Raw genomic sequence first — 26,579 nt, 5'->3', positions numbered from 1 at the left:
CCGCCCACCCGTCCATCCGCCCACCCGCCCACCAGTCCATCCGCCCACCCGTCCACTTCGGAAGAACGAGAACCGCTCGTGTGCGTAAGCCGCTGGGTCCGCCGCAGGGTGGAGGCCGCCAAAGAAGCCGCCTCCACCCGCGGTGACTCCGGCATGACCGCGATCGAGTTCGTCTTCCTCACGCCGGTGCTGTTCTTCATGATCTTCGCGACGGTGCAGTTCGCGCTGTACTTCTTCGCGGACCACGTGGCCCAGGCGGCGGCCCAGGCGGGCGCGCGCAAGGCCCGCGCCACGGCCGACGAAAACCCGGGCGGGTGGCGGGGCGAGGCCAGTGACGTAGTCGACAGCTACATCCAGCAGCTCGGCCCGCAGCTCGTGCTGTCCCCGGACGTGACGATGCTCCAGCCGGAGCAGAACACGGTGGGGGTGGAGATCACCGCGAAGGTGCCCACGGTGTTCCCTGGCTTCGACCTGACCGTGCACGCGCAGTCTTCGGGGCCGGTGGAGAGATTCGTAGCGGAGGATGGGAACTGATGGGTTTCCCCACCTGGAGCCGCTGGAGCCGCTGCAGCCGTTGGATCCGCGAGCGCGGCGCTGCTGGCGGACGGGACCGGGGGCTGTCCACGATCGAGGTGGTGATCCTCGCTCCGGTGATGATTCTCTTCATCCTCGTGCTGGTGGCCTTCGGGCAACTGGTGGACGGGCGCGGGGCGTTGGACGGCGCCGCACGGGACGCGGCGCGTGCCGGGTCGATCCAGAAGGACCACGCCACCGCCATGGTCGAAGCACAGAAGGCCGCGGAGGCGGATCTCGGGGACGTCTGCACGGGCCCAGTGACGGTGAACCAGACCAGCGCCGGCTTCGAACCCGACACCATCTTCACCGTCGAGGTGAGCTGTGAGGTGCGTGGGCTGGCGATGCTCGGCCTCGACGTACCCACGACGCTGACGTCCACCTTCAGCTCGCCGCTCGACCCGTTCCGGAGGACGGCGTGAACTTCCCTCCGGTAGTACGGAACTGGCTCGACACTCGGCGAGCGGTGCTGAACGACCGCGGTTCGGGCGCCGGCGCGGTCATCATCTTCGCGCTCGTCTTCCTCTCCCTCTCGGCCTTCGTCATCGACGGCGGCATGTCCATCTCCAAGCGAGAACGCGCCGCCGACATAGCCGAACAGGCCGCGCGCTACGCCGCCCAGGACATCGACAAGGAAGCCCTGTACGACAACGCGGGCGGCCCCGCACCCATCAACTTCGCGAACTGCGGCGCCCGAGTACAGGCCTTCGCCCGCGAAATGGGCATGTCCGGCGCGGACATAGCGGCAACCCACTGCGTCGCCGCCAACGTCGACCAGGTCGAGGTCGAGGTCCAGCTCACCTACTCCCCGATCTTCACGGGGATGTTCTACGACGGCGATGTGGTCGTCCGTGGGCGGGCGGTCGCGGAGAACGAGGTTGGGTAGGACGGCCCCAGGTCGGTGTCCGAGGGCAGGAAGAGCAAGGACGGGGATCTCGGATGGCTGACCACTTGAAGGTCGACGGCACCGAACTGGACAAGTTCTACACAGACTTGACGAAGGCGAAGGACTCTTTCCTCGCTCTGCACAAAGCCCTGCGGGACTCCGGCGTCGCCGGCCTCGGCACGGACGATCTGGACAAGGCGTGTGACCAGTTCCAGGAGGACTGGCACTACGGCGCCAAGGAGATCGCCGACCAGATCGAGGACCTCACGGACATCACGAAGAAGGCCAAGGACGACTTCCACGAGGTGGACGTCGCTCTGGAGAAGGCCCTGGAGAAGGCGGCGCAGAAGGGGCGGCAGCAGTGACCGTTCCCACCGTGGACGCGGACCGGCCCCAGGGCCTTAAATCCGACCCCGGCGTCACGAACCCCTACACCCACCTCGGCTTCAATCCCGCGCCGGGCGCCACGGAACTCGTACGGGCCCTCCACCACAAGCTGACCAGCTGTGTGAAGGAGATGGAGAAGGCCCACTCCAAGGTGACGAAGCTGATGGACGGCAGCTACTGGGAGGGTGACGCCGCGGTCGCCTTCCGAGAGCAACTCGACGGCGGTCCTCTGCCGCTCAACCTCCAGAACGGCGCCCACTCCGTCGGCAAGGCCGCCAAGCAACTGGACCTGTGGGCCGGGGAACTTGAGGACTTCCAACGCCGTGCGAAGAAACTCGACGGCGAGGCGGAGGACGCGCGCGCCGCACTGGAGCGCGCCCAGGGCCACGCGGACAAGGCGGAGAACGATCCAGCTCTGGAGAAGAACAAGGGGCGGGCCTACGACGACGCGCACTCGGCCCTGACCAAGGCGGACAGCGCGGTGACCACAGCCCAGGAGAACCTGGACGACGTACTCCGCCGTGCCCGCTCCCTCGCGACCGAGCACGAGACCACCGCGCGCAAGCGAGCCCGTCTCATCGGGGATGCCACCCACAAGCTGGCGCCCCACGAACCCGGTATGTGGGACAAGTTCACGGACTGGCTGGGCGAGAACCTGCCCGACATCCTCAGCGCGTGTGCGGCCGTGCTCGGCGTGATCGCGCTCCTGGGACTCACCGTGATCGCGCCCTGGATGCTCTTCCTCGCGGCGGGACTGCTCAGCGGAGCGGCGTTCGCGTTGCGGGTCAGCGATCCCGAGGTGATGGCGTCATTGCAGGACGGCATCATGAACGGCGAGCTGGACGCCGACTTCTGGGGTAACGCGTTGGGGGTCGCGGGGGATTTTCTGGGGATGGTGCCTGGGTTGGGGGCGGTGACCAAGGGCCTCATGAAGGCGCCGGAAGCGTTGGTCGCGGCTTCCAGGACGGTGGGCGAGGTCGGTGAGGTACTGACGCTCGGCCAGAAGATCGCCCAGGTCGGGACCTCGGTCAAGACGATCGGGACCTCGATCAAGACGGAGGCCGCTGCTGCCGAAGGCGCCGCGAGCATCCTGGCCCACCAAAGAGTGTTCGGCGGACGACTGGCCCCGGTCCTGGAGCGTATCGACAAACCTGCGACTCTCCTGGGAGCCGGAACAGCTGTCTACGGTGTGGCCGGAAGCCTTGTGGAGAGTCTGGACAATGACACGGCGAGCGTGGTCACTAATGTCCTGGACGGCCCCAGAACCCTGGGAGTCGACCTTCCGGCGACGGCGGGAGCTCTGCACTTCCTGCTGGTCGGCGCAAGGGGAGCGTCATGAGCAACGCGCCTTACCTGATTGACGAGTCCGCACGGAGTGAGGAGGCGGACATCTGGTTCGCGCTGCCCGCGGGGTTCGTCGCGCTCCCGCTCCGGGAGTTGACGGAAGCGGGGAACAGCCCGGAGGAAGCGTGCCCGGGGGATACCCTGCGTCCGCTGCTTGGGGCGTTTCCCGATCCCTCTTCCCGGCAGCAGTTCCTGACCGAGATCACTCCGGTCCGGCGGATGGCCCAGGTGCTCCTGGAGGCCGGAACCATCCACTGCTCGCTGGGACTGCACACAGACGATGAGGGCGACGGCGGCCTGTTGCTTTCCCTGTTCACCCTCTCCTGGCGGACCACCGACTGGATGCCACGCACTGTCCTCGCGCTCCGTGCCGTCGCGGACACGGAGGATGCCGAGCACATCGAGACCCTCGAATCTCCCCTGCGGGCCCGCATCGCTCGTACAGACGCGCCTGACCGGACCACCGGAGGCGGGTACGGCCACTGGGAGACAGCTGCTCCAGGTCACCGGATACGTTCCTTGCCTTGACGGCGAGCGGATCGCGATCCTGAAGCTGGCCACGACGGCGGTCGAACACAGCCGGGACTACCGCAGCCTGCTGCGGGACATCACCAGCACGGTCAGCTTCGACAACCCGCTCCCTGACGTACCCGACGAGGAATGAAATGCCCCCCACACAGCCCCCTACAGCATGGGACGACCCGCAGACGCGCCGTGCCTGGACGAAGCTCATCGCCTGCGCGATCGCAGGCCAGGTCATCTGGCCGGTCGTGTGGGTGGGCCTCCTGGCGGCGTACGTGATCATGTCGATCACGTGGACGCTGTGGCTCTTCTTCATCCCGATGCTCTACTCGTTCTATCGGGCTTTCCTCCAGCCCGCCTACTTCACCTGGGCCCTCCGCACCCGCCGCATCCTGCAGGAATATCCCTGGCAGGCGTTCGAGGCGCCGGAGAGCGGCATCGGCACGATTCCCGACACGACCGCGGGTGACGTCTGGCTGAGTTTCCCTCACCCCGAGCGATCGGATGAGATGGTGCCGGTCGTCCTGCGTGTGCACATTCGGTCCGCATGGTGGAGGCGACGCCTTGGGCGCGGTTTCAGCACCGAGAAGACCGCCCAGGCCAAGACGGTCTGGTTCGCCGGCGACCCCCGCTTCGCCGCCGTCATCGCGGTGCCGGGCCCCCGACGCCTCTACGTGATTCACCAGCGCCCGAGCTACGGAAAAAGCATGTCGGCCGAAGCCGCCGGAGCCACCCCACAGGCCCTCGACCGCGCCCGTCGCGCAGGGATCCACGTGTCGGATCCGCACTCGGCGGCATCGGGTACTCCAGGGACGTGAGACGTTCCGGACGGCTTACGCGCCGCCGCCCTTGTCTCCCCCCTCGCCCCCTTGTTTCACGCCCTCCGAGACGTCCTTGGCGAGCTGGTCGTCGAGTTTCTTGAACTCGCGGACGACGGCGTCGGACATGTCGGCGAGGGCGTCGAGCGCCTGGGTGATGTCCTCGCGGCCGTCCTCCCAGCCGGACTCGAAGTCGTCGAGGGCGTCGTAGACGGTGTTGTCGCCGAGGTCTTCCTTGTAGGACTCGAAGAGCTTCTTGGTGCGGTTCATCCGGGTCTTGATGGACCGCAGCCGACTTCCGTAGTCCTCCAGCTCGCTCAGCGGGAGCGCGAGGTCACTCTTGCCGTTGCCCATGTCGGGTCCCCCCAAGGTCGGTCGTCAAGCATCGTCAAGGCTTGTGCCCGTCACTCGTCAGACGAAGCGGAACGTTCCGGTCACCGCGTCGAAGATGTCGTGGAACGCCTCGGCCAGGTCCAGCACGGGGCTGGCCCCGGAGACGAGGACGACCTGGTCGGTGGTTCCCGGGACCGGGATGTACGTCTGGGTCAGCGCCATACGAAGGATACGCGTGTCGCCCTGCGCGCCGGGTACGTCCTCGACACCGAATGTCCGGGCCGCGGGGCCGACTTCGGGGATCTCGACGGTCGTGACCTTGCGCCAGGCGTCGCCCTCGCGGCGGGGCGTGATGGCACGCAGACTCTCGGCGATCACCTGCAGGTCGGTGGACAGGGCCACGCCTTGCTGATTCTTCGCGCCGAGGACGGAGACCGTGAGGGTCGCCATCCGGGACCCGTCGTCGAAATTCTCGGCCATGCAACCGGGCAGATGGCGCCGGAGTCCGGAGTCGTGCGTGTCTTTGGCGATCTTCACGGAGCGCGTTGGCACGTAAGTCCACACGGTAGAGGCACCGTCCCGCCGCCGTCACCCTCACATGATCACAAAAGGGGTGCCAGGGTTCTTCGTCGAAGCCCTGGCTTCGGGCGCCGTTCTGGGAGCCGACTTCATCGTCAACGCCGGCGGCGACATGACCATTTTCGGCAGCCCCGACCGACCGCCTCGCCGGCCTAGCTCCCGTGCCGGAGGGCTCGGGGCGGATCAGCAGCAGCATGCGCCGCCCCTGCTGCCTGATGCGAGTCTCCTGCATGTCTGCCCAGGACCGCCCGTCCCGAAGGCGTTCTTACGAACTCAAGGGGATGAGAAGAAGACCCACAAGTAGGCAGGATCGCGCGCCGCTGCCTGAACGCCCTGTGAGCATTCCTGCGCGACGGTCGCCCCCCTTCTTCATTCGATGCCTGTCGGGATGGTTTCAGATGGTTCGGTGGCGTGAATGATCCGGAGTTCCCTTCTGTGTGAGTGAGCTGCCGAGCCACATGAGCTTCCGTTTCTATGCAGGGGAGAAGCAGTGCCGTAGCATCCCGGCGGCGGAAGAGGCGTAAATCCATGCCCGGTTCCTCGGCCGGGCAAACAGACATTGCTTGTGGCTTGAAATGATCATCTTGGCGTGAGTGGATGGTGAACTCCGAGTCGGCGCCAAAGGTCGTGGCGGCGACGGCGAGATGCTTCCTAAGTGTGTGCGTGCCGAGTGCTTGAACCCGAGCCTCCGGCGTCGTCGTTTCTCTCTCGCCGCGTGACGAGATCACGCCACGTACTCGGCTGGCGTCTGAGCCCCATTCCTGTCCGAGTGCCTCCCAAGTGCCTGATCGTGTAGGGCTACTGGGCATCGGCCACGTGATGGTCGAGAGCATGACAATCAGTCAACCTTGTCGCCCCCTCTTGATCGCGGATCACGGACGCTCCAGGATCTTGGACTTGTGTGCGAGGTGTGTCGCCTCGTGTGCACAGCGTGAGAGGAGTGGGGAGTGCTGGCATCTGTGTCTGCGCGTTTGCGTGTCCTGGTCGTGGTGTTGGTGTTGTCCGTGGTCGCGGGCGGTGGCTGGCTGATCAGGGTGGCTGCGGATGAGTCCGTCGGGGGTACCAGCTACTCGTACCAGGGGCCGGAGCCTGCGGCGCACCAGGATGCGGTGACGCCGGAGGAGCGGCGGGAGCAGACCGAGGGCGTCGCGGAGGCGACGGAGCCGCGTGGTTTGCCTGCTACGAAGAGCGATCCCGCTACGTCCGCGCAGATCGAGCTGCATCAGCAGAATCAGCGGCAGTTGAGCGCCGTTGGACCGAAGTCCACGGACAACGTTGTCGGTTCGGGTTCTGGAGTCACCCCTGCCTCCTACACGTCTGGCGCGGATGCGGCCGCGGCGTCGTATTCGAGTGGTGCTCTGTGGCAGGTGACGGCCGACCCGTTCGGGAACACGGCGGCCCAGCAGGGCGGATTCCTGATGGCGCTGGGCAACCACATCGGCGCCGCTGTGCAGGGTGAGCCGCTGCAGCTGTCGGCCGGGATCTACCAGGCAGGGGGTGTCACTGGTGAGGTGCACCCGGTCAAGGTCCGCTGGAAGGTGGATTTCTACGGCTGCCGGCTGAGCACTGAAGACATCCAGTACTTCGACTTCGGGCAGACGGTCCAGGCGCCGACGCTGGGCACGGGTGTGGTGCTCCCGGTGGTGAACGCGACGTTCACGGTTCCGGCGACGGAGTGCACGCAGCAGGGCCCGGCGTACACCGTCTGGGTCTGCACCACGGTCACGGACGATCCCACGGACACGGAGTCCTGCGGCTCCTACAACATGTTCTACATCGTCCCGGCCCTCCCTGAAGGTGCTGCGTGCAGTGCGGTGTGCGGGGATGTGAGTGGTTCGGCGGGTACGACGGTGATGCGCGCGGACCCGGTGAACACGGCGACGGGTGCGTTCACGGAGGCGTTCACCGATGCTCAGGTCGCTGCTCCCGGAGTGCCGCTGACGGTGGGTCGGGTCTACTCCTCGGACAACACGCTCACCGGCGCATTGGGCAAGGGATGGCAGCTGCCGTGGGAGACGCGGCTGTCGTTCGAGTCCGACGGCGACGCGGTCCTGATCGGTGAGGGCGGGACCCGGCACACCTACACCAAGAAGTCGGACGGGACGTTCACCGCTCCCGCGGAGGCCCGCTCCAAACTGGCTGTGGATGGCACCGGTTACAAGGTGACCACAGCCGACCACTCGACGTACGGCTTCAACGCCGCGGGTCAGCTGACCGCGGTGAAGGACGGTATCGGGCGTGGCCTGGCCCTGGCCTACACCGGTGGCAAGCCGACGACGATCACGGATGCGGCCGGGCGCGCGGCCGCACTCGCCTACACCGGTGACCGGCTGGACAAGGTGACACTGGCCGATGGCCGGGTGGTCGACTACACCTACACCGGCGACCTTTTGACCGGTGTGACGTCTTTGGACGGGAAGACCGAGGCATACGGCTACGACACCTCCGGCCGCGTCAACAAGGTCACGAACGCCCGCAGCAAGCAGGTGACGTTCAACGAGTACGACGCCCAGGGCCGCGTGACGTCGCAGACGGATGCGCTGAACCAGAAGACGACGTTCGCGTACACCAAGAACGGCGTGTTCGATCAGGTTGATGTCACGGCCCCGGACCAGGGCGTGTGGACGGACGTCTACTACAAGAACGTCTTGTTCACGCAGATCGATCCGCTGAACAACAAGAGCTACTACCGCTACGACAAGTTCTTCAACCGCACCAGCGCGGTCGACGCGGAGGTCCGCGAGACCGAGTGGACGTTCGACACCTCGGGCCGTTTGAAGCGCTGGTCGAACGCGGCGTCGGACGAGGAGTGGTCGTACGACAGCAACGGCAATATCGCCGCCTACTGGGACGGTGAGTACAACAAGACCGTCTTCGGCTACAACGCGAACAACCAGCTGACCACGGTCACGGACCCGCTGGGCAAGATATCGACCAACTTCTACAACGCCACCACCGGGCTGCTGGAGACGTCGACCACGGCACGCGGCAAGACCACCAAGTACGGGTACGACGCGGTCGGCAACCTGACATCCGTCACCACGCCGACGGGCAGCAAGACGACCTACACCTATGACGCGTCGGGACGGGTGAAGACGGCCGTCGACCCACGCGGCAATGTCAGTGGCGCGGACCCGGCCAAGTACACGACCGCCCTTGCGTATGACGATGCCGACCGCACCAAGACGGTCGTCGACGCGCGGGGATACACCACCGGCTACGGCTATGACGAGGTCGGCAATCTCACCACGGTCACGGACGCCCTGAAGAGGGTCACCACCTACGGCTACGACGCTGCCGACCGGCTGAACCTGATCACCGATCCGGTGCTGAAGCAGACCAGTCTCGGCTACGACCCGGTGGGCCGGCTGGCCAAGGAGACCAACCGCCTGGGCGCGGCCACCACTTACCAGTACGACAAGGCCGGCAACCAGATCAAGGTCGTGTCCGCCCGAGGGAACGCCACCGGCGCGGATGCGTCGAAGTACACCTGGACGATCGGTTACGACAAGGTCGGCAACCGCAAGACGGTCACTGACCCGCTGGGTAAGACCACCGCCTTCACCTGGGACGCGGACAACCAGCCCCTGTCGGTCACCGACCCGCTGAGCCACACGCGCAGCGTCGCCTATGACGACAACGGCTCCGTCACCAAGACCACTGACGGCCTCGGCCATGGCATGACGCTGGCCTACGACGTCGGCGACCGTCTGCTGTCGTCGAAGACCTGGGCCGGCTACCTCACCACCTACGAGTACGACGCCGACGGCAACCTGAGCGCGGAGGTCTCCCCGGAGGCCGAGCGCATCACGTACGGCTACGACGACGACGGCAACCTGGCCAGCATCGTCGACCCGCGCGGCAACGTCTCCGGCGCGGACCCGGCGAAGTACACCTGGACCTACGGCTACGACCCGGCGGGCAACCCCACCTCGGTCACCGACCCGCTGGGCCACAAGCAGTCGACCGGCTACGACGCCGTCGGCAACATCGCCACGGTCACCGACGCACGCACCAAGTCGACCGTCTACGAGTACGACGAGCTCAACCGGGCCAAGAAGGTCACCGCTCCGGACACCGGCACCACGGGCTTCACCTACAACACCGCCGGTTTCCTGGAGACCACCACCGACGCCAACACCCACACCAGCACCTACGGCTACAACGCCGAGGGCCAGCTGACTTCGGTCAAGAACCCCCTGTCCAAGACCGTCTCCTACGAGTACGACCTCGACGGCAACCGCACCAAGGTCACCAACGCCCGCGCGCAGACCGTCACCACCACGGTCGACGCCCGCAACCTGCCCACCAAGATCGCCTACTCCGACGGCACGGCGACTGAGTCGTACACCTACGACGACGCGAGCCGGCTGACCGGTGTCACGGACGCGACCGGCAGCCGCACCCTCACCTACGACAACGACGACAAGATCCTCTCGATCACGTCACCGGGTGCCACGAAGCCGTTCAGTTATGTCTGGAACACGGACGACACCCTCAAGTCGCGCACGTACCCGGACAGCCGGGCCACCAGCTACACGTACGACAAGGTCGGCCGGACCAAGAGCCAGACCACCAACAGCAAGGCCACCAACTACGCCTACGACCCGGCGGGCAACCTCACCTCGGTCACCCTCCCCACCACCACGGCACGCAGCGAGACCCGCACCTACGACGAGGCCGGCCGCCTGACCACGCTGACCACGCCGACCATCAACAACACCTACACCTACGACGACAACAACCGCCTGGTCGCCGACAAGGCCGGCACCGGATACCCGGCCCGTTACGGCTACGACGACGCGGGCCGCATGACCCGCACCTGCACCGACACCTCGGCCACCTCTTGCCTGACCGGCACCACCGGCACCACCTACACCTACGACAAGGTCGGCAACCTCAAGAGCGCAGGCAGCTCCACCTCCACCACGGCGTACGCGTATGACGTCGGCGACCAACTGCTGTCGACCACCGTCGGTACGACCGTCACCAGCTACACCTACGACGCCGACGGCAACCAGACCAAGGACGACGACGGCACCTACGCCTACGACCCGGCCGGCCGCGTCAAGTCCGCGACCATCGGCGCCGACAGCTTCTCGTTCCTGTACGACGCCGACGGCAACCGCACCGTCTCCAACAAGAACAACGCCCTGATCCGCACATCCCGTTGGGACATCTCGGGTGACTTGCCGCAGATCGCCACCGACACCGATGCCACCGGTGCCCTGCTGGCTGACTACCAGTACGACCCCGACGGCACGGCCCGCTCGATGGACCGCACCACCGGCACCTACTACTTCACGCAGGATCGCCAGAACTCCGTCAGTGCCGTCTATGACGCGGCGGGCGTCGACAACTACCGCTACACCTACAGCACCTGGGGCACTGCCACCGGCACCGCGACTATCACCGGCGGCCAAGGCAGCGTCTACGGCTACACCGGCCAGTACAAAGACCCCTACCTCCCCGACCGCCTTGACCTGCGCGCCCGCTCCTACGACACCACTCAGGGCCGCTTCACCACGCAGGATCCGGTCCCCGCCGCAGCGGACAGCCCCAACCAGTCGGCCTACAACTACGCCGACAACGACCCCGCCAACCTCTCCGACCCCACCGGCAACTGCCCGATGTGCATCGGCGCAGGCATCGGAGCCGTCGTCAGCGGCGGCGTCTACGCCCTCACCCACCAGGACGACTTCGACTGGGGCGACTTCGCCGCCGCCACCGCCACCGGGGCCGTCATCGGCGCCGGTGCGGGCTTCCTCGCTCCCGCGGGCGCCGGCCTCGCCACGAGCCTGGGCCTGTCGGGCGGCCGCGCCCTTGCTGTCACGGTTGTCACCGACGCCGCGATCGGCATGGGCTTCACCTGGGTCGTCAACACCGCCCAGTGTCAGCCGACCACCCCACTCGACCTCCTCATCGGAGCACTCACTGGCGGGCTCGGTAGCCTGATCGGGCCGTCTTTGGGTGCCCTCAAGGGTGGATTCAAGCGGCTGTTCCCTCCCAAGATCACTGTGCACGCATATGCACCGGGGTACGGCATCCCCAACTACGGGTCCCGGGCTGCGGGAGGCACAGGAGCCGGACCGGCGGATGTTCCCATCCGCCATCAGGGTCCTTGGACCAATTCCGACATCTGGCGTGGGTCTCGCGGGTTGGGCCCGCAACGGCTGGGGAACAACATTGAGATTCACCACGCGGACCAGATGCCGGGCTCTGCTATCCACGAACTGGACCGCACCGTGCACCGTGGGCCTGCGACGGATCTGCACCGGAATCAATGGAATCAGGGCGTGACGAAGGATATGCGTGCTGAGGACACCCAGCTGCACTGGTTCTACCGATCACAAGAACAAGGCTGGGGGCTGTACGGCCCTGAGAACTGGTACGACAACTGGCCCAAGTGATCTAGTCTCGGATGGGGGCGCCCGACAAGGGCCCCCACCCACGACAGGGCACTGGAGAAGAAGATGGAGTTCGAAGATTTCGCCGCGCACTTCGCTGATGCGCAGGCGAGAAATGCCGCACTCGAGATCGCCAATGGCATGAAAGCATTCGAGTCGCTGCGAGCCACTGAGGCTGACCTCGATCGAGCCGAGGTGGAACTGGGGGTCCAACTTCCCCGAAAATACAGGGAGTTCATGCAGCGCTACGGCGGCGGCATGTTCGACTACGTTGAGTTGCTGCCGGTCGTGTCACTTGATGGCGCGAGTGACGATCTTCTATCAGTGAGTCGGTGTGAGAATTTCGGCTCAAAATTCGTTGCCGTTGCCCCGGTGGGAACTGGCGATTGGTGGGGTTTCGAGGCGCTCGATGGAACCTGTCAGGATCACGTCAGCTTCATCTATCACGAAAATGGAAATATTGAGTATGAAGCGGAAGACTTTCTGACATTTGTTGCGAAACGGGGATTGCAGGTCGGTGGGGTGTAATTTCCGCCGCTTGACATTAGCGGACCCACTCGTCTGGCTGAGAACTGGGTTCTGGTGAGGTGGAGCGCCTGACTTCCAGTGCACCGCCGACGTCGCCGAACTGGGCCCCGACTTGGCAGGGAGTTGAGGCGAGTGCTATGGGCGCGGTCGCTCAGGACATGCCCGAGTCCTCGCACCCGGCCCCGCGCGCTGACGACGTGCTTACGTGGTCGATTAGGCGAGTTCCCCGGTATCCAGCAGCTCCTGGGCGTCGTCTTCCTTTCGCCGCAGAGAATAACGGCTTCCAGTCCGCCTCGGTGGCCTCCTTGCCCGCAACGGTGACGCTCTCATCGAGACGCGCATCAGTGTTGTGCTACTGAACTTGATCGGGTGATGTCGGTGCCGTTCGTCTGACGGTCGACTGTCGGCGCCGGTAGCCCTGGGGTGTGAGGTACGCGCAGGGCGGCGGGCTGACCGACGCCGAGAGACAGCGCGGGAGCGGTTACGACTCCATGCCGTGGAGCGTTTCGAGGTCGGGCAGAAGAACGCGGAGATCGCTGCTGCGCTACGGATTGATGTGCGGTCGGTGGAACGCTGGCGCCGGGCTTGGCGAGAGCAGGGCGAGGCCGGGCTGCTGTCGAAGGGGTCGCCCGGAAGGCCTCGGCTCAGCGAAGCCCAGATCGCCGAACTGGAGCGTGAGTTGGAGCGTGGCCCACTGGCCCACGGGTGGGTGGACCAGCGGTGGACGCTCGCGCGGATCAAAACCGTGATCGGCCGGCTGTTCCACGTCCCCTACACGGTCGAGGGCACCTGGCGCCTGCTGAAGCGGCACGGTTGGAGCTGGCAGCAGCCCGCTCGGCGCGCGATCGAGCGCGATGACGACGCGGTCGAGGTGTGGAAGAAGGAGACCTGGCCGCGGGTAAGAGCACCGCGGCGGAGCGCGGGGCCTGGATCGTCTTCGAGGACGAGGCCGGGCAATCCATGACTCCGCCGCGCGCCAGGACCTGGGGCCGGATCGGCCAAACCCCCGTCGTGAGAGTGCGGGGCCGCGGCTCCGGGCGGGTGTCGATAGCAGGCATGGCCTGCTACAAACCAGGCCGGCGGTCCCGGCTGATCTAGGGGGTCCGCGAGTACCGGGGCCGCAAGGACGAACCGAAGGGCTTCGGCTGGCGCGACTTCCGCGACCTGATCGTCCGAGCCCGCATCCAGCTCGGCGGCCCGATCGTCCTGGTCTGGGACAACGTCGGCCTCCACCTGACGGCCGGCATACGCGAGTTCATCGACGCGAACGCCGAGTGGCTCACCGTGTTCCAACTGCCCACCTACGCACCTGACCTCAACCCACAGGAGGGCATCTGGGCACTGGTCAAGCGAGACCTGGGCAACCTCGCCGCGGCCGACCTCGGCCAGATCACCCGCACGGTGAAACGCCGGCTCAAGCAGATCCAGTACCGCCCTGATGTAGTCGATGGCTGCCTCGTCGGCACCGGCCTGAGCATCGATCCAGCCCCTTGACGGACGCGGCGATGCCAATGCCGAACCACTGACGGAACCGGGTATGGCAGCATCATCGCCATGTCTTTGCTGACCTGGGACTACGACGGTGATCTGTTCTGCGCCCTCACCACCGAGACAGGTGCGGACGAGGGCCGGATGACACATTACGAGCTCAGCGAGGCCCGCATGGTTCCGGGTGGAGCCCCTTCCATGTCGGCTTCACCGGCTCCAGGGCCGGCAGCCGTGACGGTGCTTGTCTACGCGCCCGAGGAGGAGAAGCCCGCAGAGGTCTACTTCGACGCAACACAAACGTTGCCGTTCGCCGTCCTCCAGCACTTCGTAGGGCTCATCGCCTCACGCCTGGCAAGCACAGAATCGTAGAGCAACCGTCTTGGCATCACGGCAAGAGTCTGGGCCGACATCACGAGTTCAAATTCAGTAGCTCTGGACAAATTACGGCCGATCCTCTCGTGACCAGTAGTGGGGTTCGTCGTCGGTGGCACGAAGTGCTCTGGGCGGCCGTGCCGGACTCAGACGATGACGAATACTGACGACTCGACCTTCCCTCCGGGCAGATTCATTCGCGTGGTGCCGGTCGGTTTCCTGCGGGGTCTGCCACCCGCGCTGCTCCGGACTCCTCGTCTAGGATCGGGAAGCCTTCGCTCGTTCCGCCCACAATGGCTCGATAGAGGTGCGCAGATGCCTCGAGAGTCCTCAAGTTCAGCGGGAATAAGTGAGCGTTTTCAGTACGGCCACTGATCGGGTGACGCCGACGGGGTGCGCAACGCACGAGGCTCCCGTGCCGTTGGGGGAGGTGTTCGAAGTCTCAATCCACAGGCACAGGAGCCGCGTTGGTTCCCTATTCTGCCGCATTCGATCTACCTCATGCCCTGGTCGAGTGGCTCACGATGCTCATCGTCGCCCGCGAAGGTGACCGGCGCTGCAAGCTCCCGCCGCACCAGCGTGCGCTGGTCGCCCTGGTGTACCTGCGCCGGCACGACACGCTCGCCCAGATCGCCGTTGGCTTCGGTATCTCGGTGGGCACCGCCCACGCCTACATCACCGCGGTAATCAGCCTGCTCGCCGCGCGTGCACCGGGCCTGCTCAAGGCGCCGCGCGAGACCGAACCGACTACGTCCTGGTCGACGGCACTCTCGCGGAGTGCGACTGCCTGGGGGACGGCCGCGCCGACTACTCCCACAAACCCCGCCGACATGGCGTGAACGTGCAGTTGGTGACCGATCCGGAGGGCCAGTTGCTGTGGATCTCGCCCGCGCTGCCCGGCCGTGCGCACAACCTGACGCGGTCCGCACCCACCGGATCATCCGGATCTGCGAACGCCAGGGCATCCCGATCCACTCACCGTGCCTACCCGGAGGCCGGCCCATGAGCGACGGCACCCTTTGGGCGCCCGCCGGGGCGCCATCTCACGCCAACCCAGCAAACCGTCAACTGTGGCGTGTCCGCAGCGCGGGCACCGGTCGAGCGCGGCGTCGCACGATTGAAGTCATGGCGGATCTTCCGCAAAGCCCGATGCAGCCCGAATCGAATGACGTCAATCGCAGCAGCCGTCCTCACTATGGAGCGGCAACGCTGAAAGACCTCATGAGTCGTCAGCATTCCTCTGCGTCAACGGGTCGACCATGCCTGGGGTGGTGACTGTGGTTCGGCTGGTTCCGGGGTAGTTACGTCGGCGGTGTGATGAGGATGCCGGTCTTTATGCCCCGGAGAAGTTGGGCGAGGGGAACGGCGGAGGTCGTGAGATGAGTGGTGGGGGTGTCGCTTTCGCGGAGGCGGATCGCGGCGGGGCCGGCGGCGAGTTCGAGGCAGGAGTTGCCGTCGCCGCCGCCGGAGAAGGATGACTTCTGCCAGTTGTACGGGTTCGTCATGGCGCGCCTCACAGTTCTTTCGTCAGCCTGTGGATGAAGTCACGCGACCGTGCGGGTTCGAGTGACACACCCTCCACTCTACGGAAGAGCGTTCGAAAGCTGCTGAGTTGAGCCTCGGAATCGACGAAGGCCGAGCCATGCGGTGCATCCCGTACGACGGTGTCCAGCTTGGGGACGGCGCCGCCCGCGTACACCATCGCGCTTCCGGCATCGATGAATCGGTCCAGGTCGAAGGGGATGACCCGTACGGTCACGTGGTCCGCTTCAGAGAGTTCTAGGACCCGGTCGAGCTGCGCACGTGATGCGGCGCGGTCGCCGACCCTGATGCGCAGTGCCGCTTCGTGCACCACCGCCTTGTAGGGAATGGGTTGGGCGCCGTCGATGATGGTGCGCCGTTTCATCCGGTGCTCAATACGCAAGGCGAGCTCGCTCCGGGGGAGTTCGGGCACTCTGTGTGAGAAGACCCCGAGGGCGTACTCCTCCGTCTGGAAGAGACCCGGGATATGAAGGAAATCCACATCCCACCGAAAAGTGGCGTGGTGCTCCAGCTCGGACAGGTCCAGGAAAGGCGTGGGCAGCAGGCCCCGGTACTCCTCCCACCATCCCCGCGTGCGGTCCGTTGCCCATGCCACCAGCGCGTCGATCAACTCGTCGTCAGCGCAGGAGTAGTGCGAGGCGAGGCGGCGCACGCGTTCCTCGCTCACGCCCGCGACGCCTGCCTCGATCTGGCTCATCTGGGCGGAATTCGCTCCCAGCAGGGTCGCTGCCTCGGTGGCCTTCAGGCCCGCGGCGTCCCGCAGTTTGCGCAGTTCGGCGCCCAGCCGCAGCTGTCGAGCGGTGGGGTGTCGCCTTGTTGCCATGTGCCCAGCTTCCTGGTCCAACTCGCCTGCTGGTGTGCCTCGTTCGGGTGTCAGGCTATGCGAACGGCTTGGGCGGTCGCAAGTTTAAGACATACCGTCAGTGACGCGACGCACACACTGCGGGACCTCGGGACCCCGGAAGTGCACCACCCCGTCATGCCGTGACGGCCGTGAAACTGCCACCGCCCACGCCCCGCCGTGCCCCCTCAACTCCGCACACCCCAAAGGGAGTTCACCCGTGCCAAAAAACGAAAACGAACCCTGGGAGTACGTACTCCACATCCCCCACGACGCCCGTGCCGTCACGGTGTGCCGCCGTACCGTCCGGCTGGTCCTCACGATGCACGGCCTGATCCGCCTCGCGGACGTCGCCGAGTTGCTGGCGGCGGAGCTGGTCTCCAACGCCGTACGGCATACGAAGGGCCCCGCGGCCCTACGCCTGCACCACCGAAACGGAGTGCTCCGCATCGGTGCGTGGGACGCCAGCCCGGTGCCGCCGCCGTACGATCTGGCGGTTGCCCCCGACGGGGAGGCGGGCCGCGGCCTCGCGCTCGTCCGGGCCTGCGCCGATGACTGGGGCTGGCATCCGCTTCGTCAGGGCGGCGACACCGGCAAGTACGTCTGGTGCGACCTCGGAGCCGCGTGATGCGCGGCTCGCGCTCAGCGGTTGACCGACTGGATCTCCTGGACGTTCATGTCCTGGGTCGTCTCGAAGGTGCCGTCGGGGAGGTCGCCGCCGGTGCCGTCGGAGCCGGTCCAGGTGATCTGCCAGGTGACGGAGGCCTTCAGTTCGTACGGGTTTCCGTCGGTGGCGCGTAGGTAAGTGAGGCCGCAGGGTGGGGACTTGTCGGCGTCTCCCGTCGTGTACGGGGTGCCGATGGAGCCGTCGTCGTTGATCTTGCACTCGCCGGAGGCGGGGAAGGTCTCGGCGTCACCCGTCCCGGGTTCGAGGTGGAGGCTCACCGGCTTCGCCGTGGTCTCCGCCCAGAGGCCCGTGTTCGGCAACTCGGCGCGGACCTTGACCTCCTGGAACGTGCCCTTGTCGAGCCAGACCCAAGTGGGCAGGTTCACGGTCGAGTTGGCCTCGGGTTTCAGCTCGATCTCGGTGTCGGGGACCTTGACCTTGTCGTACGCGTACTCGGCGAGGGTCTGGGCCGTGGGGGCGTGGGGAACGGTCGGGATCTGGCCGGCGTCCTGCCAGAACATGATGAGGCCGCAGTCCCAGGACTTCGGGTCGCTGTCGTCGGGGGCGACGCTCCGCCAGAAGTAGCCGTCCTTGCCGATGTTGTAGTTGTCGTACCCCGGGGCCGATGTCATCTTGTCGTCCATGTTCGGCTCGGGTTTGCTGTCCTGGTAGTGGTCGGTCCACAGCTCCTTGCCGAACCAGGACTGGTGGATTCCGACGTCTCCGCTGCCGTCCGTCTCGTCCACGAACCTCTTGAGTCCCTCGGGGGTGAAGACAGGCTCGTACCAGCACGCCGGGGGTTCCCAATTCGGGTCGACCGTCCCGAGGTTGCCCTTCTTGCCGCCGTCGCCGCCCTTCACGTACGTGATCTTGATCTGGGAGTGCTTGGCGGAGGCGTACACGCTCTGGTCTTCTGAGCCACCGCTCGGCTGGCCTTCGTGCCCGGGCTTGCCCAGGGCGAGTGCCGGGGATGGAGAGAGAACGGTGACGAGTAGCAGAGGAGCGACCATGGTTCGCAGGACCTTGCGGGTCGTGGCCATCGTCAGCACCCTCCCGGTTCCGTCTCGACCGTCAAGGTCTTCCAGACCCCGTTCGACTGCTTCCCGAGGCTCGTCCGGTACTGGACCTTCGGGGACTCACCCTTCGGGGTCCCGGCGGTCTCGCCGGTCTTGAGGTCCTTGCTGTATCCCTTGCTCTCGTCAACGCAGTAGAAGAGCGTGGCGCTCGTCTTCGCGTCGCCGAGGTAGGTGACCTCGGGGTCGTAGACCTTGACCTCACCGGTGATCGTCAGGCCCTTGTAACCCTTGACCCACGCGGAACCGGTGCTCATGGCCGCTGTTCCGCTGTAGTACGAGAGATAGTCGGCCTCGGGATCGCCGTCGATGATCGCGGCGTACGAGGCCCGGAGCCGCTCCTTGCCGTCGTTGAGGGCGGTCTGGAGCTCGGGGTCGCTGTTCGTCCAGCCTTCGAAGTCCGCCTGGAAGGTCTCGGGGAGTTTGATGTCCGGTCGGTTCGCGTCCGACGCGGCGGATGCGGAGGTCGAGGCCGACGGGCTGCTCGTCCCCGTGTCCGCCCCCTTGATGTCGTCCGAGGACGAGTCGTCGCTTCCGCCGCAGGCGGTGAGCAACAGGGCCGTGCTCGCGGTGAACGCGATGGCGGCGGTGGTCAAGGTGCGACGGGCCACGGGCCTGCTCCCCCAGTGATTCGGCTGTGTGCGACAGAGAACGAAACTATCAAGGGTGAGTAGAGGGGATCAGTGCGGTGGTGGGGGATTGTGTGAGGGCCGTGAGAAGTGTGGTGTGACGGTTGCGAATGGTGAGGAGGGTGGGCGGCGCGAAGGTTGCGAATGGACGGGCAACTCGGGCTTAGCGGGCAGAAGGTGAGGAAACGTGCCGGGTGGCGGTACCCACCCCCTGGTTGGTCTTCCGCGCCAAACATAAGATCTCAGTAGGCTCAGTACGCCCCCCTTATCCCACCCCCTCCACACACGACCCCAGGACACCCGCCATGGCCCGACGCACCACTTCTTCAAGCTCCACGGGAAGCCCGCCGGGTCCGAGGAATCGGACGCCGCAGCCCCTGCCCCGGCGTCGTCGGACGTTCGGGGACCTCGGGAAGGCGTTCGGGGCGTTCCTCGCCCTGGTCGTGCTGCTGGTCGGGGTGCCCGGCGCGCTGGCGACGCAGATGGGGTGGCCGCTACCGAGCGGGGCTCCGACGCTGGACTGGTTGCAGCAGGAGATCACGGTCGACACGTTCCTCAACGTGCTGACTGTCCTCGTCTGGTTCGCCTGGGCCCAGTTCACCGCCTGCGTGCTCGTCGAGGTGAAGGCCGCGCTGTCGGGCGTGGGGTTGCCGAACCGCGTACCGGGCGCCGGGCCCAGCCAGTTGCTCGCGCGCCAGCTCGTCGCCGCGCTGCTGCTCGTGGGCGCCACCGCGGCCAGCTTCACGCCGGGGCTCTCGCAGCTCGGGCACAGCATGGAGGGGAACCAGCGGGGGACCGTCGCCGCCGCTCAGCAGACGCCGGGCGGGCTGTTCGGGCAGCAGCAGGAGCAGGCCGCCTCGAACGCGGCCGCCGCCATCGCCGAGCAGGCCGCCAACGCCGCGTCGCACGCCGAGAGCGGGGCCAGTACCGCCACGGAAGGCGACACCAAGTACTACCGGATCCAGCCGCCCGAGGGCCGTCACCACGACTCGATGTGGGAGGTCGCCGAGCGGCATCTGGGCGACGGGCGCCGGTACAAGGAGATCTACGAGCTCAACAAGGACCGTACGCAGCCCGACGGTTCCAAGCTGTCGGAGGCGAGTCTCATCCGGCCCGGCTGGATCCTGGAGATGCCCGCCGATGCCCGCGGTGGCGACCTCGTCGAGATGCCCGACGAGGCGCCCAAGGCCGCGGAGCCGGCCCAGCGGCAGATCCAGGAGTACGCAGAGACAGGGGCAGGGGGCCAGCAGCAGGCCACTGGGGGGCAGCAACAGGGCGCGGGCTCCGGCGACCGCGACACCGCGCACATCCACGTGCCCCAGCAGCGGCCCGAGAGCGGACCGCAGCAGGCGCAGCCCGCTCAGGCCTCCTCCGACGACAGCGGCTTCTCCTTCGGGCTGCCCGAAGCCCTCGTCGGTGCGCCCCTGCTCGCCGCCGGGCTGCTCGGTGCGCTCGGACGCCGGCGCCGCCAGGCGCTCTGGCAGTCGGCGCTCGGTGCCGTCGGCGGGCGCCGCGGGATGGAGCCGCCGACCCCGACGGGAACCGCCGCGGACGCGCAGGACGCGCTGCTCGTGGGCGCCGACCCCGAAGGCGTACGCCTTCTTGACCTGTCGTTGCGCGGGCTCGCCGCGGCGCTCGCCGCCGAGTCGCGGCCGCTGCCGACCGTCTACGCGGCCTGGCTCAGCGGCAACGGCGATCTGCACCTCCAACTCGCCCAGCCGGCCGGGAAGCCGCCCGCGCCGTGGCAGCTCGGGCAGGACCAGACGTTCTGGATGCTGGCGCGGACGGACGCCGAGCGGTACGAGGATGTCGACACCGCCGCTCCGTATCCGGGGCTCGTCAGCCTCGGGACCATGGACGACTCCCGGCTGCTGCTCAACCTCGAGTCCGTCCCCGGGATCGTCTCCCTCAGCGGCAGTGACCGCGACCGCGCGGGTGTCTTCGCCTCCGTGGCCGCCGAGTTGGCCACCAACGGCTGGTCCGACCGCATGACGATCACGCTCGTCGGGTTCGGGCAGGACCTCACACCGCTCGCGCCCAACCGGCTGCGCCACCTCGACGACATCGAGGCGCTGCTTGAGACCATGGAGGCGGAGACCCGGCAGCGGCGCGGCGCGCTGGGCGCCGCCGGTCACGACTCCGTCCTCACCGGGCGTACGGGCCCTGCCCAGCACACCCGTTGGGCCCCCCACCTCGTACTGCTCGCGGCCGAACCGCAGGGCGAGGACGCCATCAGGCTCGCCGAACTCGCCGCCGACGCCAGCCGGTTGGGCATCGGATACCTCGTCGGCACCGAGAGCGGCGATCTGCCGGGCGCCGCCTGGGAGATGGAGATCACCGCCGGGGGCAAGCTGCTCGCCCCACTGCTCGGGCTCGAACTCGACGCGCAGACACTGCCGTTGGCCTTGCAGCAGGCGGTCGTGGAGCTGTTCGTCGAGGCGGACCCGGAGCGGGAGAGCACCAACGCCGCCGCGCCGCCGTTCCTCGTCGACATCAGCGAGCAGGGGCGGCCGGCCGTGTACGCACGGCTTGTGGGCCCGTACGAGATCATCGGTCTTGAGACGCCCGACGGTGAGCGCAGCCCGCTGATGCACGAGGCGCTGGCGCTGTTGCTGCTGCACCGCGAGGGGGTGCACCCGCGGGTGCTGTCCTCCGCGCTGTGGCCGCGCGGGGTCACCGACGACGTACGCGACGCGCTCGTCGAGCGGCTGCGGAGCTGGCTGGGCAGCGACCCGGACGGCACGCCGCGACTCGGCACCGACGCGAGCGGGCGGCTCACGCTCGCGAAGGCGGTCGTCTCCGATCTGGATGTGCTGCGCTCGCTGTACCACGAGGCGACGCAGGGGCAGGGCGTCAACAGCCGTGCGGTGCGCGGGCGGTTGCTCACGGACGCCCTCGTGCTCGTACGCGGTCCGCTGCTCGCCGACCGCCCGCAGGGCCGGTACGGCTGGCTCAGCCACGAGATCATCGACGCCCAACTCCCGCTGCTCGTGGCGGACATCGGGCTCGCGCTCGCCGAGTTCCACCTGGAGAAGGGGCGTGCCGAGAAGGCCATCGAGGCCCTCAACGCCTCCCTGAACTCGGCTCCTTCGGACGAACGCCTCTGGAACGAACTGCTGCGCGCGACGCACGCGACCGGTGACAGTGACCGCCTCAAGCGCCTCGCCGCCGACCTCGTCTCCCGCAGCGGCGCCCGCGGGGTGCCGCCGCGTACGGAGGCACTCCTCGACGAGCTGCTGCCGACCTGGCGCAGTGGCGTGGCAGCGGTGGGATGAGCGAACTGGCGCTCGCCGCCTTCGCCGCGGTGTGGGGCGCGGCGGCGGGGCTGCTGCTGCCCCGAGCCGCGTACCGGCTCGCGGTCGACCCGGATGAGACATGGCGGGACAGCTGCCCCGCCGGGCACCCGATCACGGGCCTCGCGAAGGGCTGGCTCGGCTTCGCGCGATGCGGTGCCTGTACGGCGGAGGCGGCGCCCGGCAGCACCGGGGCGGCCTCCGCGGGTGCGGCGCCCGGAGACGCGGAACGGGCGGCCTCCGCGGACGGGACCTCGTACGAAACCACGAGCGGGCCGTCGTACGGAACCGCGACCCCGCCGTCGTACGGCCCCAACACCCCCCTCGTCTCCCTGGCCGCCGCCCTCCTCTGCGCGGCCCTCGCGCCGACCACAGGCACCCGCCCCGAACTCGGCGTCTGGCTGCTGCTCGTGCCGCTCGGCGTACTGCTCGCGGTGGTCGACTTCAAGGTGCAGCGGCTGCCGGACGCCCTGACCCTGCCGCTCGCGGCGGCGGCCCTGGTGCTGCTCGGCGTGGCCGCGGCCGTCCCCGAGCACGCGGGGGACTGGCTGACCGCGCTGTTCGGGGCGCTCGCGCTCGGCGGCGCGTACTTCGTGCTCTTCCTCATCAACCCGAACGGCATGGGGTTCGGGGATGTGAAGCTCGCCCTCGGACTCGGGGCGGTGCTCGGCTGGTACGGGTGGAGCGTGGTGTTCCTGGGGACCTTCGCCGGGTTCCTGCTCGGGGCGCTGTACGGGGCGGGTCTTGTCGTGGCGCGGCGCGCGGGGCGCAAGACGTCGATCCCGTTCGGGCCGTTTCTGATCGCGGGGGCGTACGCCGGACTCCTGATCGGGGCGTACGCGGCCTGACGTCGGGCTTGTCAGAAGGCTGGCGTAGTCTGGCTTGGTCTGTCCACACCCTGATGAAAGGGACACTCCCGGTGACCGAGAAGGCCGACCTTCAGTCCGTCCTCGACCGTGCCGCCGAGGGTGGGCGGATCACCCCGGAAGAGGCGCTCGACCTCTACCGCGACGCCCCGCTGCACGCGCTCGGCGTCGCCGCCGACGCCGTACGCAAGCGGCGGTACGCGGGCACCGAGCACATCGCCACCTACATCATCGAGCGCAACATCAACTACACGAACGTGTGCGTCACGGCGTGCAAGTTCTGCGCCTTCTACGCGCCGCCCAAGGACACCGCCAAGGGTTGGACGCGTGACCTCGACGACATCCTGCGCCGCTGCGCGGAGACCGTCGAGCTGGGCGGTACGCAGATCATGTTCCAGGGCGGGCACCACCCGGACTTCGGTGTCGAGTACTACGAGAAGCACTTCGCCGCGATCAAGGCCGCGTACCCGCAGTTGGTCATCCACTCCCTCGGCGCGTCCGAGGTCGAGCACATGGCCCGTATCTCCAAGGTGTCGGCGGAGGAGGCCATCGCGCGGATCCACGCCGCGGGCCTCGACTCCTTCGCCGGCGCCGGTGCCGAGCTGCTGCCCGCGCGGCCGCGCAAGGCCATCGCCCCGCTGAAGGAGAGCGGCGAGCGCTGGCTGGAGATCATGGAGATCGCGCACGGCCTTGGTGTCGAGTCGACGTCCACGATGCTCATGGGCACCGGCGAGACCAACGCCGAGCGCATCGAGCACCTGCGGATGATCCGCGACGTACAGGACCGCACGGGCGGCTTCCGCGCCTTCATCCCGTACACCTACCAGCCCGAGAACAACCACCTGAAGGGCCAGACGCAGGCCACGCTCTTCGAGTACCTGCGGATCATCGCCATCGCGCGGCTGTTCATGGACAACATCGCCCACATCCAGGGCTCCTGGCTCACCACCGGCAAGGAGGTCGGCCAGCTGTCGCTGCACTACGGCGCGGACGACCTCGGTTCGATCATGCTGGAGGAGAACGTCGTCTCCTCCGCCGGTGCCAAGCACCGCTCCAACCGCATGGAGATCATCGACCTGATCCGCAAGGCCGGCCGCGTGCCCGCGCAGCGGACCACGACGTACGAGCACATCGTCGTCCACGACGACCCGGCGAACGACCCGGTCGACGCGCGCGTCGCCTCGCACATCTCGTCCACGGCGATCGAGGGCGGCACGGCACACCCCGAGTTGAAGCTGCTCGCGTCCAACTGACAACCGAGAACTGACTCAGCCGTGCTGACGATTCATGCCGCCGACGAGGTGCGGCGTGCCTGGGACGGCGAGCCGCTCAAGGACGCCGGGGTCGCCGTCGAGGGTGACCGCATCGCGGGTGTCGGCACGCTCGACGAGCTGCGCGAGCGGTTTCCGGGGGCGCGGGTGCGGCACTGGCCCGGGGTCCTCGGGCCGGCCCTCGTCCACGAGGGGCCGCTGCCCGAGGCGCCGTCACCGCGCGAACGCCTGCACGCCGTACTGAAGTCGGGCGCCACCGCCGTACTGGCGGAGTACGCCGGCACGGGCGACCTGCGTCTCGCCGCCTCCCGCAACGATGTCGCCGTACTCCCGCGTACGAAGAAGCCCGCGATCGCCGACACCGGACGTGCCGACCTCGCGGTGTTCGACGCGGACGGCGCCTGTATCGCCACCGTGTGCGCGGGGCGCCTGGTGCACCGGCGTCGCTGAATCATCCGTGACCCGAGGTCATCCGGCGAACGCCTCCGCGAACGCCCCCGCACTCTGCGCAACCCCGCTGCAGTCCGTGGCCGCGTCGTCGTTCGCCGAGCCGTCCTCGCACTGCTGGTCGCGGAAGGTCGACCAGAGTGAAACCCAGGCGATCCCCTGTTCGTCGGCGAACGTCCGGACCTGTGCCGCGTCGGACAGCGTGAACGTCTCGTTGTCGACGTCGTTGACGCCGATCATCGAGGTGAGGGCGAGGCCGTACCAGGCGTTCTCGGAGGAGAGGCCGAAGACGTCGGCCAGTTGGGTGTGGGCGGCCTTGGCGGAGGTGATCGCGTAGTCGCCCATGTCACCGTCGTACGAACTGCTGTAGTTCATGGTCATGATGTTGACGGTGGAGACCGCCACGGAGTTGTCGTTGGCGGACTCCAGCAGTGCCAGGCTGTCGGCGTCGAGGCCGGAGGGCATCACGGGCAGGGTGAAGGAGACCTGGAGGTCGGTGCGTTCCTTCTGAAGCAGGGCGATCGCCTCCGAGCGCAGCGCGATCGAGGCGGCGTCGGTCAGCGCGTCGCCCTCGATGTCGAAGTCCGCCTGGGTCGAGCCGGCGGCGTCGAGTGCGGCGCCGTAGGCCGCGGCGAGTGCGGACGCGCTGTCACAGGTCTCGGCGAGCTCCTTGCCGTCCGCCCCGCCGAAGGAGACGCGGACGTCCGCGCCGGACTCCGTGAGCGCGGAGATCCGGGACTTCACGGCCGCGTCGTCGATCGCGGACGTGCCGTTCCAGGTCGGCGTGCAGTCGCTGCCGTCCGAGATCACGAAAGCCAGGTTGTACGTCGTCGGGGACCCGGCGGAATCCGTGGCGGAGGCGTCCGTGGCGCTCACATAAGGGGCGTACGAGGTGGACGACGACTCGCTCTGTGCGGGGGAGGACGCGGCCCCCGAGGCCGTGCCCGAACCGTCGTTGCCGCCAGAGGAGCACCCCGCACAGGCCAGAGCCACCAGGCAGACGAGCCCGGCGGCCTGCTTCAGGAAACTCCTCATTGCGCATGCACCCGCTCTCGTGATTTCTGTCTCAGGATGGAAACAAAGCGCGTTTCCGCAATGGAAAGGTGTCACATCCGACCGTGAATCCTGAATACAGGAAGGGCACAGGAAGGTCATGGGAAAGTGCTCACAAATCGGGTGAATCGGTTGTGAAAATGGTGCATAAGGTTTATATGTAACCTCCCCGAGCTGGGAGGATGCTTATGGATTCTCTCAGGTAACGGACAGGTTGAGGCGTTTCTCATTGGTGCCTCACATGGGAACCCGAGTTTTTGACACATAAATCCCTCCTAATGTCTGGGGAATGCAATCCGAGTCCGTCATCGAAAACCGCACCACTGTGCGTGGCCGCCGTAAGCAACGTGGCAACGGGGCCGCGGACGGTCCCGTGTTCGTCGACAACTCCGGGCGCAGATCACGGCTGTTGCGCCGGATCGGCACTCTCCTCGGTGTCGTCTGCCTGGGGTACGCGGTCGTGCTCGGCATGGCCTTCATGGGCTGGGGCATCTCGGTGACCCCTTCCGCGCTGATTCCCTTCAGGGGCGGCCAGACAGCCGGCGCACCCGGGACCGGCGGTCACGGGCAGCTGCCGGGCGGCGTGGCCCGTACCGGAACCCCGGCCGCGCAGCCCGTCACCGCATCGCCCACCGACGTACCCACGGACGAAGCCGCGTC

General features: G+C 67.3%; 26 protein-coding genes and 1 pseudogene. 20 read left to right on the top strand and 7 right to left on the bottom strand.

Translation table 11 applies throughout. The features are described from left to right. Positions 1-153 precede the first annotated feature (153 nt). The 7 genes from ACFWP7_RS01725 (at position 154) to ACFWP7_RS01695 (ending at position 4,530) form a co-directional block, all read left to right on the top strand. The gene (locus ACFWP7_RS01725; RefSeq protein WP_384374814.1) at positions 154-534 is read left to right on the top strand and encodes a TadE family protein; all 381 of its coding nucleotides are present in this window, start codon (positions 154-156) and stop codon (positions 532-534) included. Continuing rightward, positions 534-995, top strand: a complete 462-nt coding sequence (locus tag ACFWP7_RS01720; protein ID WP_384374326.1) for a TadE/TadG family type IV pilus assembly protein — start codon at positions 534-536, stop codon at positions 993-995. Before ACFWP7_RS01725 ends, ACFWP7_RS01720 begins: the two co-directional genes overlap by 1 nt. Next, entirely contained in the window at positions 992-1,459 is a 468-nt protein-coding gene (locus tag ACFWP7_RS01715) for a pilus assembly protein TadG-related protein (protein WP_384374323.1), read from the top strand. Before ACFWP7_RS01720 ends, ACFWP7_RS01715 begins: the two co-directional genes overlap by 4 nt. Positions 1,460-1,512: 53 nt before the next feature. Continuing rightward, positions 1,513-1,824, top strand: a complete 312-nt coding sequence (locus ACFWP7_RS01710; RefSeq protein ID WP_384374320.1) for a hypothetical protein — start codon at positions 1,513-1,515, stop codon at positions 1,822-1,824. Beyond that, the gene (locus tag ACFWP7_RS01705) at positions 1,821-3,185 is read left to right on the top strand and encodes a putative T7SS-secreted protein (RefSeq protein ID WP_384374318.1); all 1,365 of its coding nucleotides are present in this window, start codon (positions 1,821-1,823) and stop codon (positions 3,183-3,185) included. The genes ACFWP7_RS01710 and ACFWP7_RS01705 overlap by 4 nt, the downstream gene beginning before the upstream one ends. Further along, complete coding sequence (locus ACFWP7_RS01700; RefSeq protein WP_384374315.1) at positions 3,182-3,718, top strand: hypothetical protein; 537 nt, start codon at positions 3,182-3,184, stop codon at positions 3,716-3,718. The genes ACFWP7_RS01705 and ACFWP7_RS01700 overlap by 4 nt, the downstream gene beginning before the upstream one ends. 137 nt (positions 3,719-3,855) lie before the next feature. After that, positions 3,856-4,530: a hypothetical protein gene (locus tag ACFWP7_RS01695; RefSeq protein ID WP_384374312.1), complete on the top strand. Its 675-nt coding sequence runs from the start codon at positions 3,856-3,858 to the stop codon at positions 4,528-4,530. A 15-nt stretch (positions 4,531-4,545) separates the two neighbouring features. Here ACFWP7_RS01695 and ACFWP7_RS01690 read toward each other — a convergent pair whose 3' ends face one another. Further along, positions 4,546-4,884, bottom strand: coding sequence for a hypothetical protein (locus ACFWP7_RS01690; RefSeq protein ID WP_384374309.1), 339 nt, complete (start codon positions 4,882-4,884; stop codon positions 4,546-4,548). 57 nt (positions 4,885-4,941) lie between these two features. Continuing rightward, entirely contained in the window at positions 4,942-5,415 is a 474-nt protein-coding gene (locus tag ACFWP7_RS01685; RefSeq protein ID WP_384374306.1) for a hypothetical protein, read from the bottom strand. A 986-nt stretch (positions 5,416-6,401) separates the two neighbouring features. Between ACFWP7_RS01685 and ACFWP7_RS01680 the strand changes: the two genes are divergently transcribed. The 7 genes and pseudogenes from ACFWP7_RS01680 to ACFWP7_RS01650 all read left to right on the top strand — a co-directional run bounded on the left by ACFWP7_RS01680 (position 6,402) and on the right by ACFWP7_RS01650 (position 15,450). Beyond that, the gene (locus tag ACFWP7_RS01680; RefSeq protein ID WP_384374304.1) at positions 6,402-11,852 is read left to right on the top strand and encodes a DUF6531 domain-containing protein; all 5,451 of its coding nucleotides are present in this window, start codon (positions 6,402-6,404) and stop codon (positions 11,850-11,852) included. A 63-nt stretch (positions 11,853-11,915) separates the two neighbouring features. Beyond that, complete coding sequence (locus ACFWP7_RS01675; protein WP_384374301.1) at positions 11,916-12,377, top strand: SMI1/KNR4 family protein; 462 nt, start codon at positions 11,916-11,918, stop codon at positions 12,375-12,377. Positions 12,378-12,873: 496 nt separating this feature from the next. Next, on the top strand, positions 12,874-13,341 hold the full coding sequence (locus tag ACFWP7_RS01670; protein ID WP_384374298.1) for a winged helix-turn-helix domain-containing protein: 468 nt from the start codon (positions 12,874-12,876) through the stop codon (positions 13,339-13,341). 200 nt (positions 13,342-13,541) lie between these two features. Then, a complete protein-coding gene (locus ACFWP7_RS01665) occupies positions 13,542-13,871 on the top strand; it encodes a transposase (RefSeq protein WP_384374811.1) in 330 nt (109 codons plus the stop codon). 60 nt (positions 13,872-13,931) lie between these two features. Further along, positions 13,932-14,234, top strand: a complete 303-nt coding sequence (locus tag ACFWP7_RS01660) for a hypothetical protein (RefSeq protein WP_384374295.1) — start codon at positions 13,932-13,934, stop codon at positions 14,232-14,234. A gap of 470 nt (positions 14,235-14,704) precedes the next feature. Beyond that, positions 14,705-15,076 carry a transposase family protein gene (locus ACFWP7_RS01655; RefSeq protein ID WP_384374292.1) on the top strand — a complete coding sequence of 124 codons (372 nt, stop codon included), beginning with the start codon at positions 14,705-14,707 and terminating at the stop codon, positions 15,074-15,076. Then, positions 14,992-15,450, top strand: a pseudogene (locus tag ACFWP7_RS01650) (transposase family protein). The gene ACFWP7_RS01655 and the pseudogene ACFWP7_RS01650 overlap by 85 nt, the downstream one beginning before the upstream one ends. 88 nt (positions 15,451-15,538) lie before the next feature. On the opposite strand, the gene ACFWP7_RS01645 reads toward ACFWP7_RS01650, so the two are convergent. Together ACFWP7_RS01645 and ACFWP7_RS01640 are read right to left on the bottom strand one after the other, a co-directional pair. Further along, positions 15,539-15,742, bottom strand: coding sequence for a DUF397 domain-containing protein (locus ACFWP7_RS01645; RefSeq protein WP_384374289.1), 204 nt, complete (start codon positions 15,740-15,742; stop codon positions 15,539-15,541). A gap of 8 nt (positions 15,743-15,750) precedes the next feature. Then, positions 15,751-16,602 (bottom strand): helix-turn-helix domain-containing protein, encoded by an 852-nt coding sequence (locus ACFWP7_RS01640; RefSeq protein ID WP_384374286.1) that lies wholly within the window; start codon positions 16,600-16,602, stop codon positions 15,751-15,753. Between the two features lie 238 nt (positions 16,603-16,840). Between ACFWP7_RS01640 and ACFWP7_RS01635 the strand changes: the two genes are divergently transcribed. After that, positions 16,841-17,248 carry an ATP-binding protein gene (locus ACFWP7_RS01635; protein WP_384374283.1) on the top strand — a complete coding sequence of 136 codons (408 nt, stop codon included), beginning with the start codon at positions 16,841-16,843 and terminating at the stop codon, positions 17,246-17,248. A 14-nt stretch (positions 17,249-17,262) separates the two neighbouring features. Here ACFWP7_RS01635 and ACFWP7_RS01630 read toward each other — a convergent pair whose 3' ends face one another. Together ACFWP7_RS01630 and ACFWP7_RS01625 are read right to left on the bottom strand one after the other, a co-directional pair. After that, positions 17,263-18,327, bottom strand: a complete 1,065-nt coding sequence (locus tag ACFWP7_RS01630; protein WP_384374282.1) for a hypothetical protein — start codon at positions 18,325-18,327, stop codon at positions 17,263-17,265. 2 nt (positions 18,328-18,329) lie between these two features. Continuing rightward, on the bottom strand, positions 18,330-18,971 hold the full coding sequence (locus ACFWP7_RS01625) for a hypothetical protein (RefSeq protein ID WP_384374279.1): 642 nt from the start codon (positions 18,969-18,971) through the stop codon (positions 18,330-18,332). 323 nt (positions 18,972-19,294) lie between these two features. Between ACFWP7_RS01625 and ACFWP7_RS01620 the strand changes: the two genes are divergently transcribed. From ACFWP7_RS01620 to ACFWP7_RS01605, 4 genes are all read left to right on the top strand, one after another. Continuing rightward, positions 19,295-22,264 carry a BTAD domain-containing putative transcriptional regulator gene (locus ACFWP7_RS01620; protein WP_384374276.1) on the top strand — a complete coding sequence of 990 codons (2,970 nt, stop codon included), beginning with the start codon at positions 19,295-19,297 and terminating at the stop codon, positions 22,262-22,264. Further along, positions 22,261-23,130 (top strand): prepilin peptidase, encoded by an 870-nt coding sequence (locus ACFWP7_RS01615; RefSeq protein WP_384374273.1) that lies wholly within the window; start codon positions 22,261-22,263, stop codon positions 23,128-23,130. Before ACFWP7_RS01620 ends, ACFWP7_RS01615 begins: the two co-directional genes overlap by 4 nt. 71 nt (positions 23,131-23,201) lie before the next feature. Beyond that, positions 23,202-24,401, top strand: a complete 1,200-nt coding sequence (gene mqnC, locus ACFWP7_RS01610; RefSeq protein ID WP_384374270.1) for a cyclic dehypoxanthinyl futalosine synthase — start codon at positions 23,202-23,204, stop codon at positions 24,399-24,401. Between the two features lie 21 nt (positions 24,402-24,422). After that, positions 24,423-24,869 carry a hypothetical protein gene (locus tag ACFWP7_RS01605; protein ID WP_384374267.1) on the top strand — a complete coding sequence of 149 codons (447 nt, stop codon included), beginning with the start codon at positions 24,423-24,425 and terminating at the stop codon, positions 24,867-24,869. 18 nt (positions 24,870-24,887) lie between these two features. Here ACFWP7_RS01605 and ACFWP7_RS01600 read toward each other — a convergent pair whose 3' ends face one another. Then, the gene (locus ACFWP7_RS01600) at positions 24,888-25,901 is read right to left on the bottom strand and encodes a chitinase (RefSeq protein WP_384374264.1); all 1,014 of its coding nucleotides are present in this window, start codon (positions 25,899-25,901) and stop codon (positions 24,888-24,890) included. 307 nt (positions 25,902-26,208) lie between these two features. Between ACFWP7_RS01600 and ACFWP7_RS01595 the strand changes: the two genes are divergently transcribed. Further along, the coding region (locus ACFWP7_RS01595; protein ID WP_384374261.1) for a hypothetical protein at positions 26,209-26,579 on the top strand (371 nt) is incomplete at its 3' end.

It is taken from the genome of Streptomyces sp. NPDC058470 (genome assembly GCF_042721055.1).
GTDB lineage: Bacteria > Actinomycetota > Actinomycetes > Streptomycetales > Streptomycetaceae > Streptomyces.
The sequence above is the reverse complement of the archived record's forward strand: the minus strand, read 5'-3'. Positions and strand labels throughout refer to the sequence as shown.

What these genes read in the sequence shown, in the direction of transcription:
- ACFWP7_RS01725 (WP_384374814.1), top strand. Translation starts at nt 154, where the DNA reads ATGACCGCGATCGAGTTCGTCTTCCTCACGCCGGTGCTGTTCTTCATG.
- ACFWP7_RS01720 (WP_384374326.1), top strand. Translation starts at nt 534, where the DNA reads ATGGGTTTCCCCACCTGGAGCCGCTGGAGCCGCTGCAGCCGTTGGATC.
- ACFWP7_RS01710 (WP_384374320.1), top strand. Translation starts at nt 1,513, where the DNA reads ATGGCTGACCACTTGAAGGTCGACGGCACCGAACTGGACAAGTTCTAC.
- ACFWP7_RS01700 (WP_384374315.1), top strand. Translation starts at nt 3,182, where the DNA reads ATGAGCAACGCGCCTTACCTGATTGACGAGTCCGCACGGAGTGAGGAG.
- ACFWP7_RS01695 (WP_384374312.1), top strand. Translation starts at nt 3,856, where the DNA reads ATGCCCCCCACACAGCCCCCTACAGCATGGGACGACCCGCAGACGCGC.
- ACFWP7_RS01690 (WP_384374309.1), bottom strand. Translation starts at nt 4,884, where the DNA reads ATGGGCAACGGCAAGAGTGACCTCGCGCTCCCGCTGAGCGAGCTGGAG.
- ACFWP7_RS01675 (WP_384374301.1), top strand. Translation starts at nt 11,916, where the DNA reads ATGGAGTTCGAAGATTTCGCCGCGCACTTCGCTGATGCGCAGGCGAGA.
- ACFWP7_RS01660 (WP_384374295.1), top strand. Translation starts at nt 13,932, where the DNA reads ATGTCTTTGCTGACCTGGGACTACGACGGTGATCTGTTCTGCGCCCTC.
- ACFWP7_RS01645 (WP_384374289.1), bottom strand. Translation starts at nt 15,742, where the DNA reads ATGACGAACCCGTACAACTGGCAGAAGTCATCCTTCTCCGGCGGCGGC.
- ACFWP7_RS01640 (WP_384374286.1), bottom strand. Translation starts at nt 16,602, where the DNA reads ATGGCAACAAGGCGACACCCCACCGCTCGACAGCTGCGGCTGGGCGCC.
- ACFWP7_RS01630 (WP_384374282.1), bottom strand. Translation starts at nt 18,327, where the DNA reads ATGGCCACGACCCGCAAGGTCCTGCGAACCATGGTCGCTCCTCTGCTA.
- ACFWP7_RS01620 (WP_384374276.1), top strand. Translation starts at nt 19,295, where the DNA reads ATGGCCCGACGCACCACTTCTTCAAGCTCCACGGGAAGCCCGCCGGGT.
- ACFWP7_RS01615 (WP_384374273.1), top strand. Translation starts at nt 22,261, where the DNA reads ATGAGCGAACTGGCGCTCGCCGCCTTCGCCGCGGTGTGGGGCGCGGCG.
- ACFWP7_RS01600 (WP_384374264.1), bottom strand. Translation starts at nt 25,901, where the DNA reads ATGAGGAGTTTCCTGAAGCAGGCCGCCGGGCTCGTCTGCCTGGTGGCT.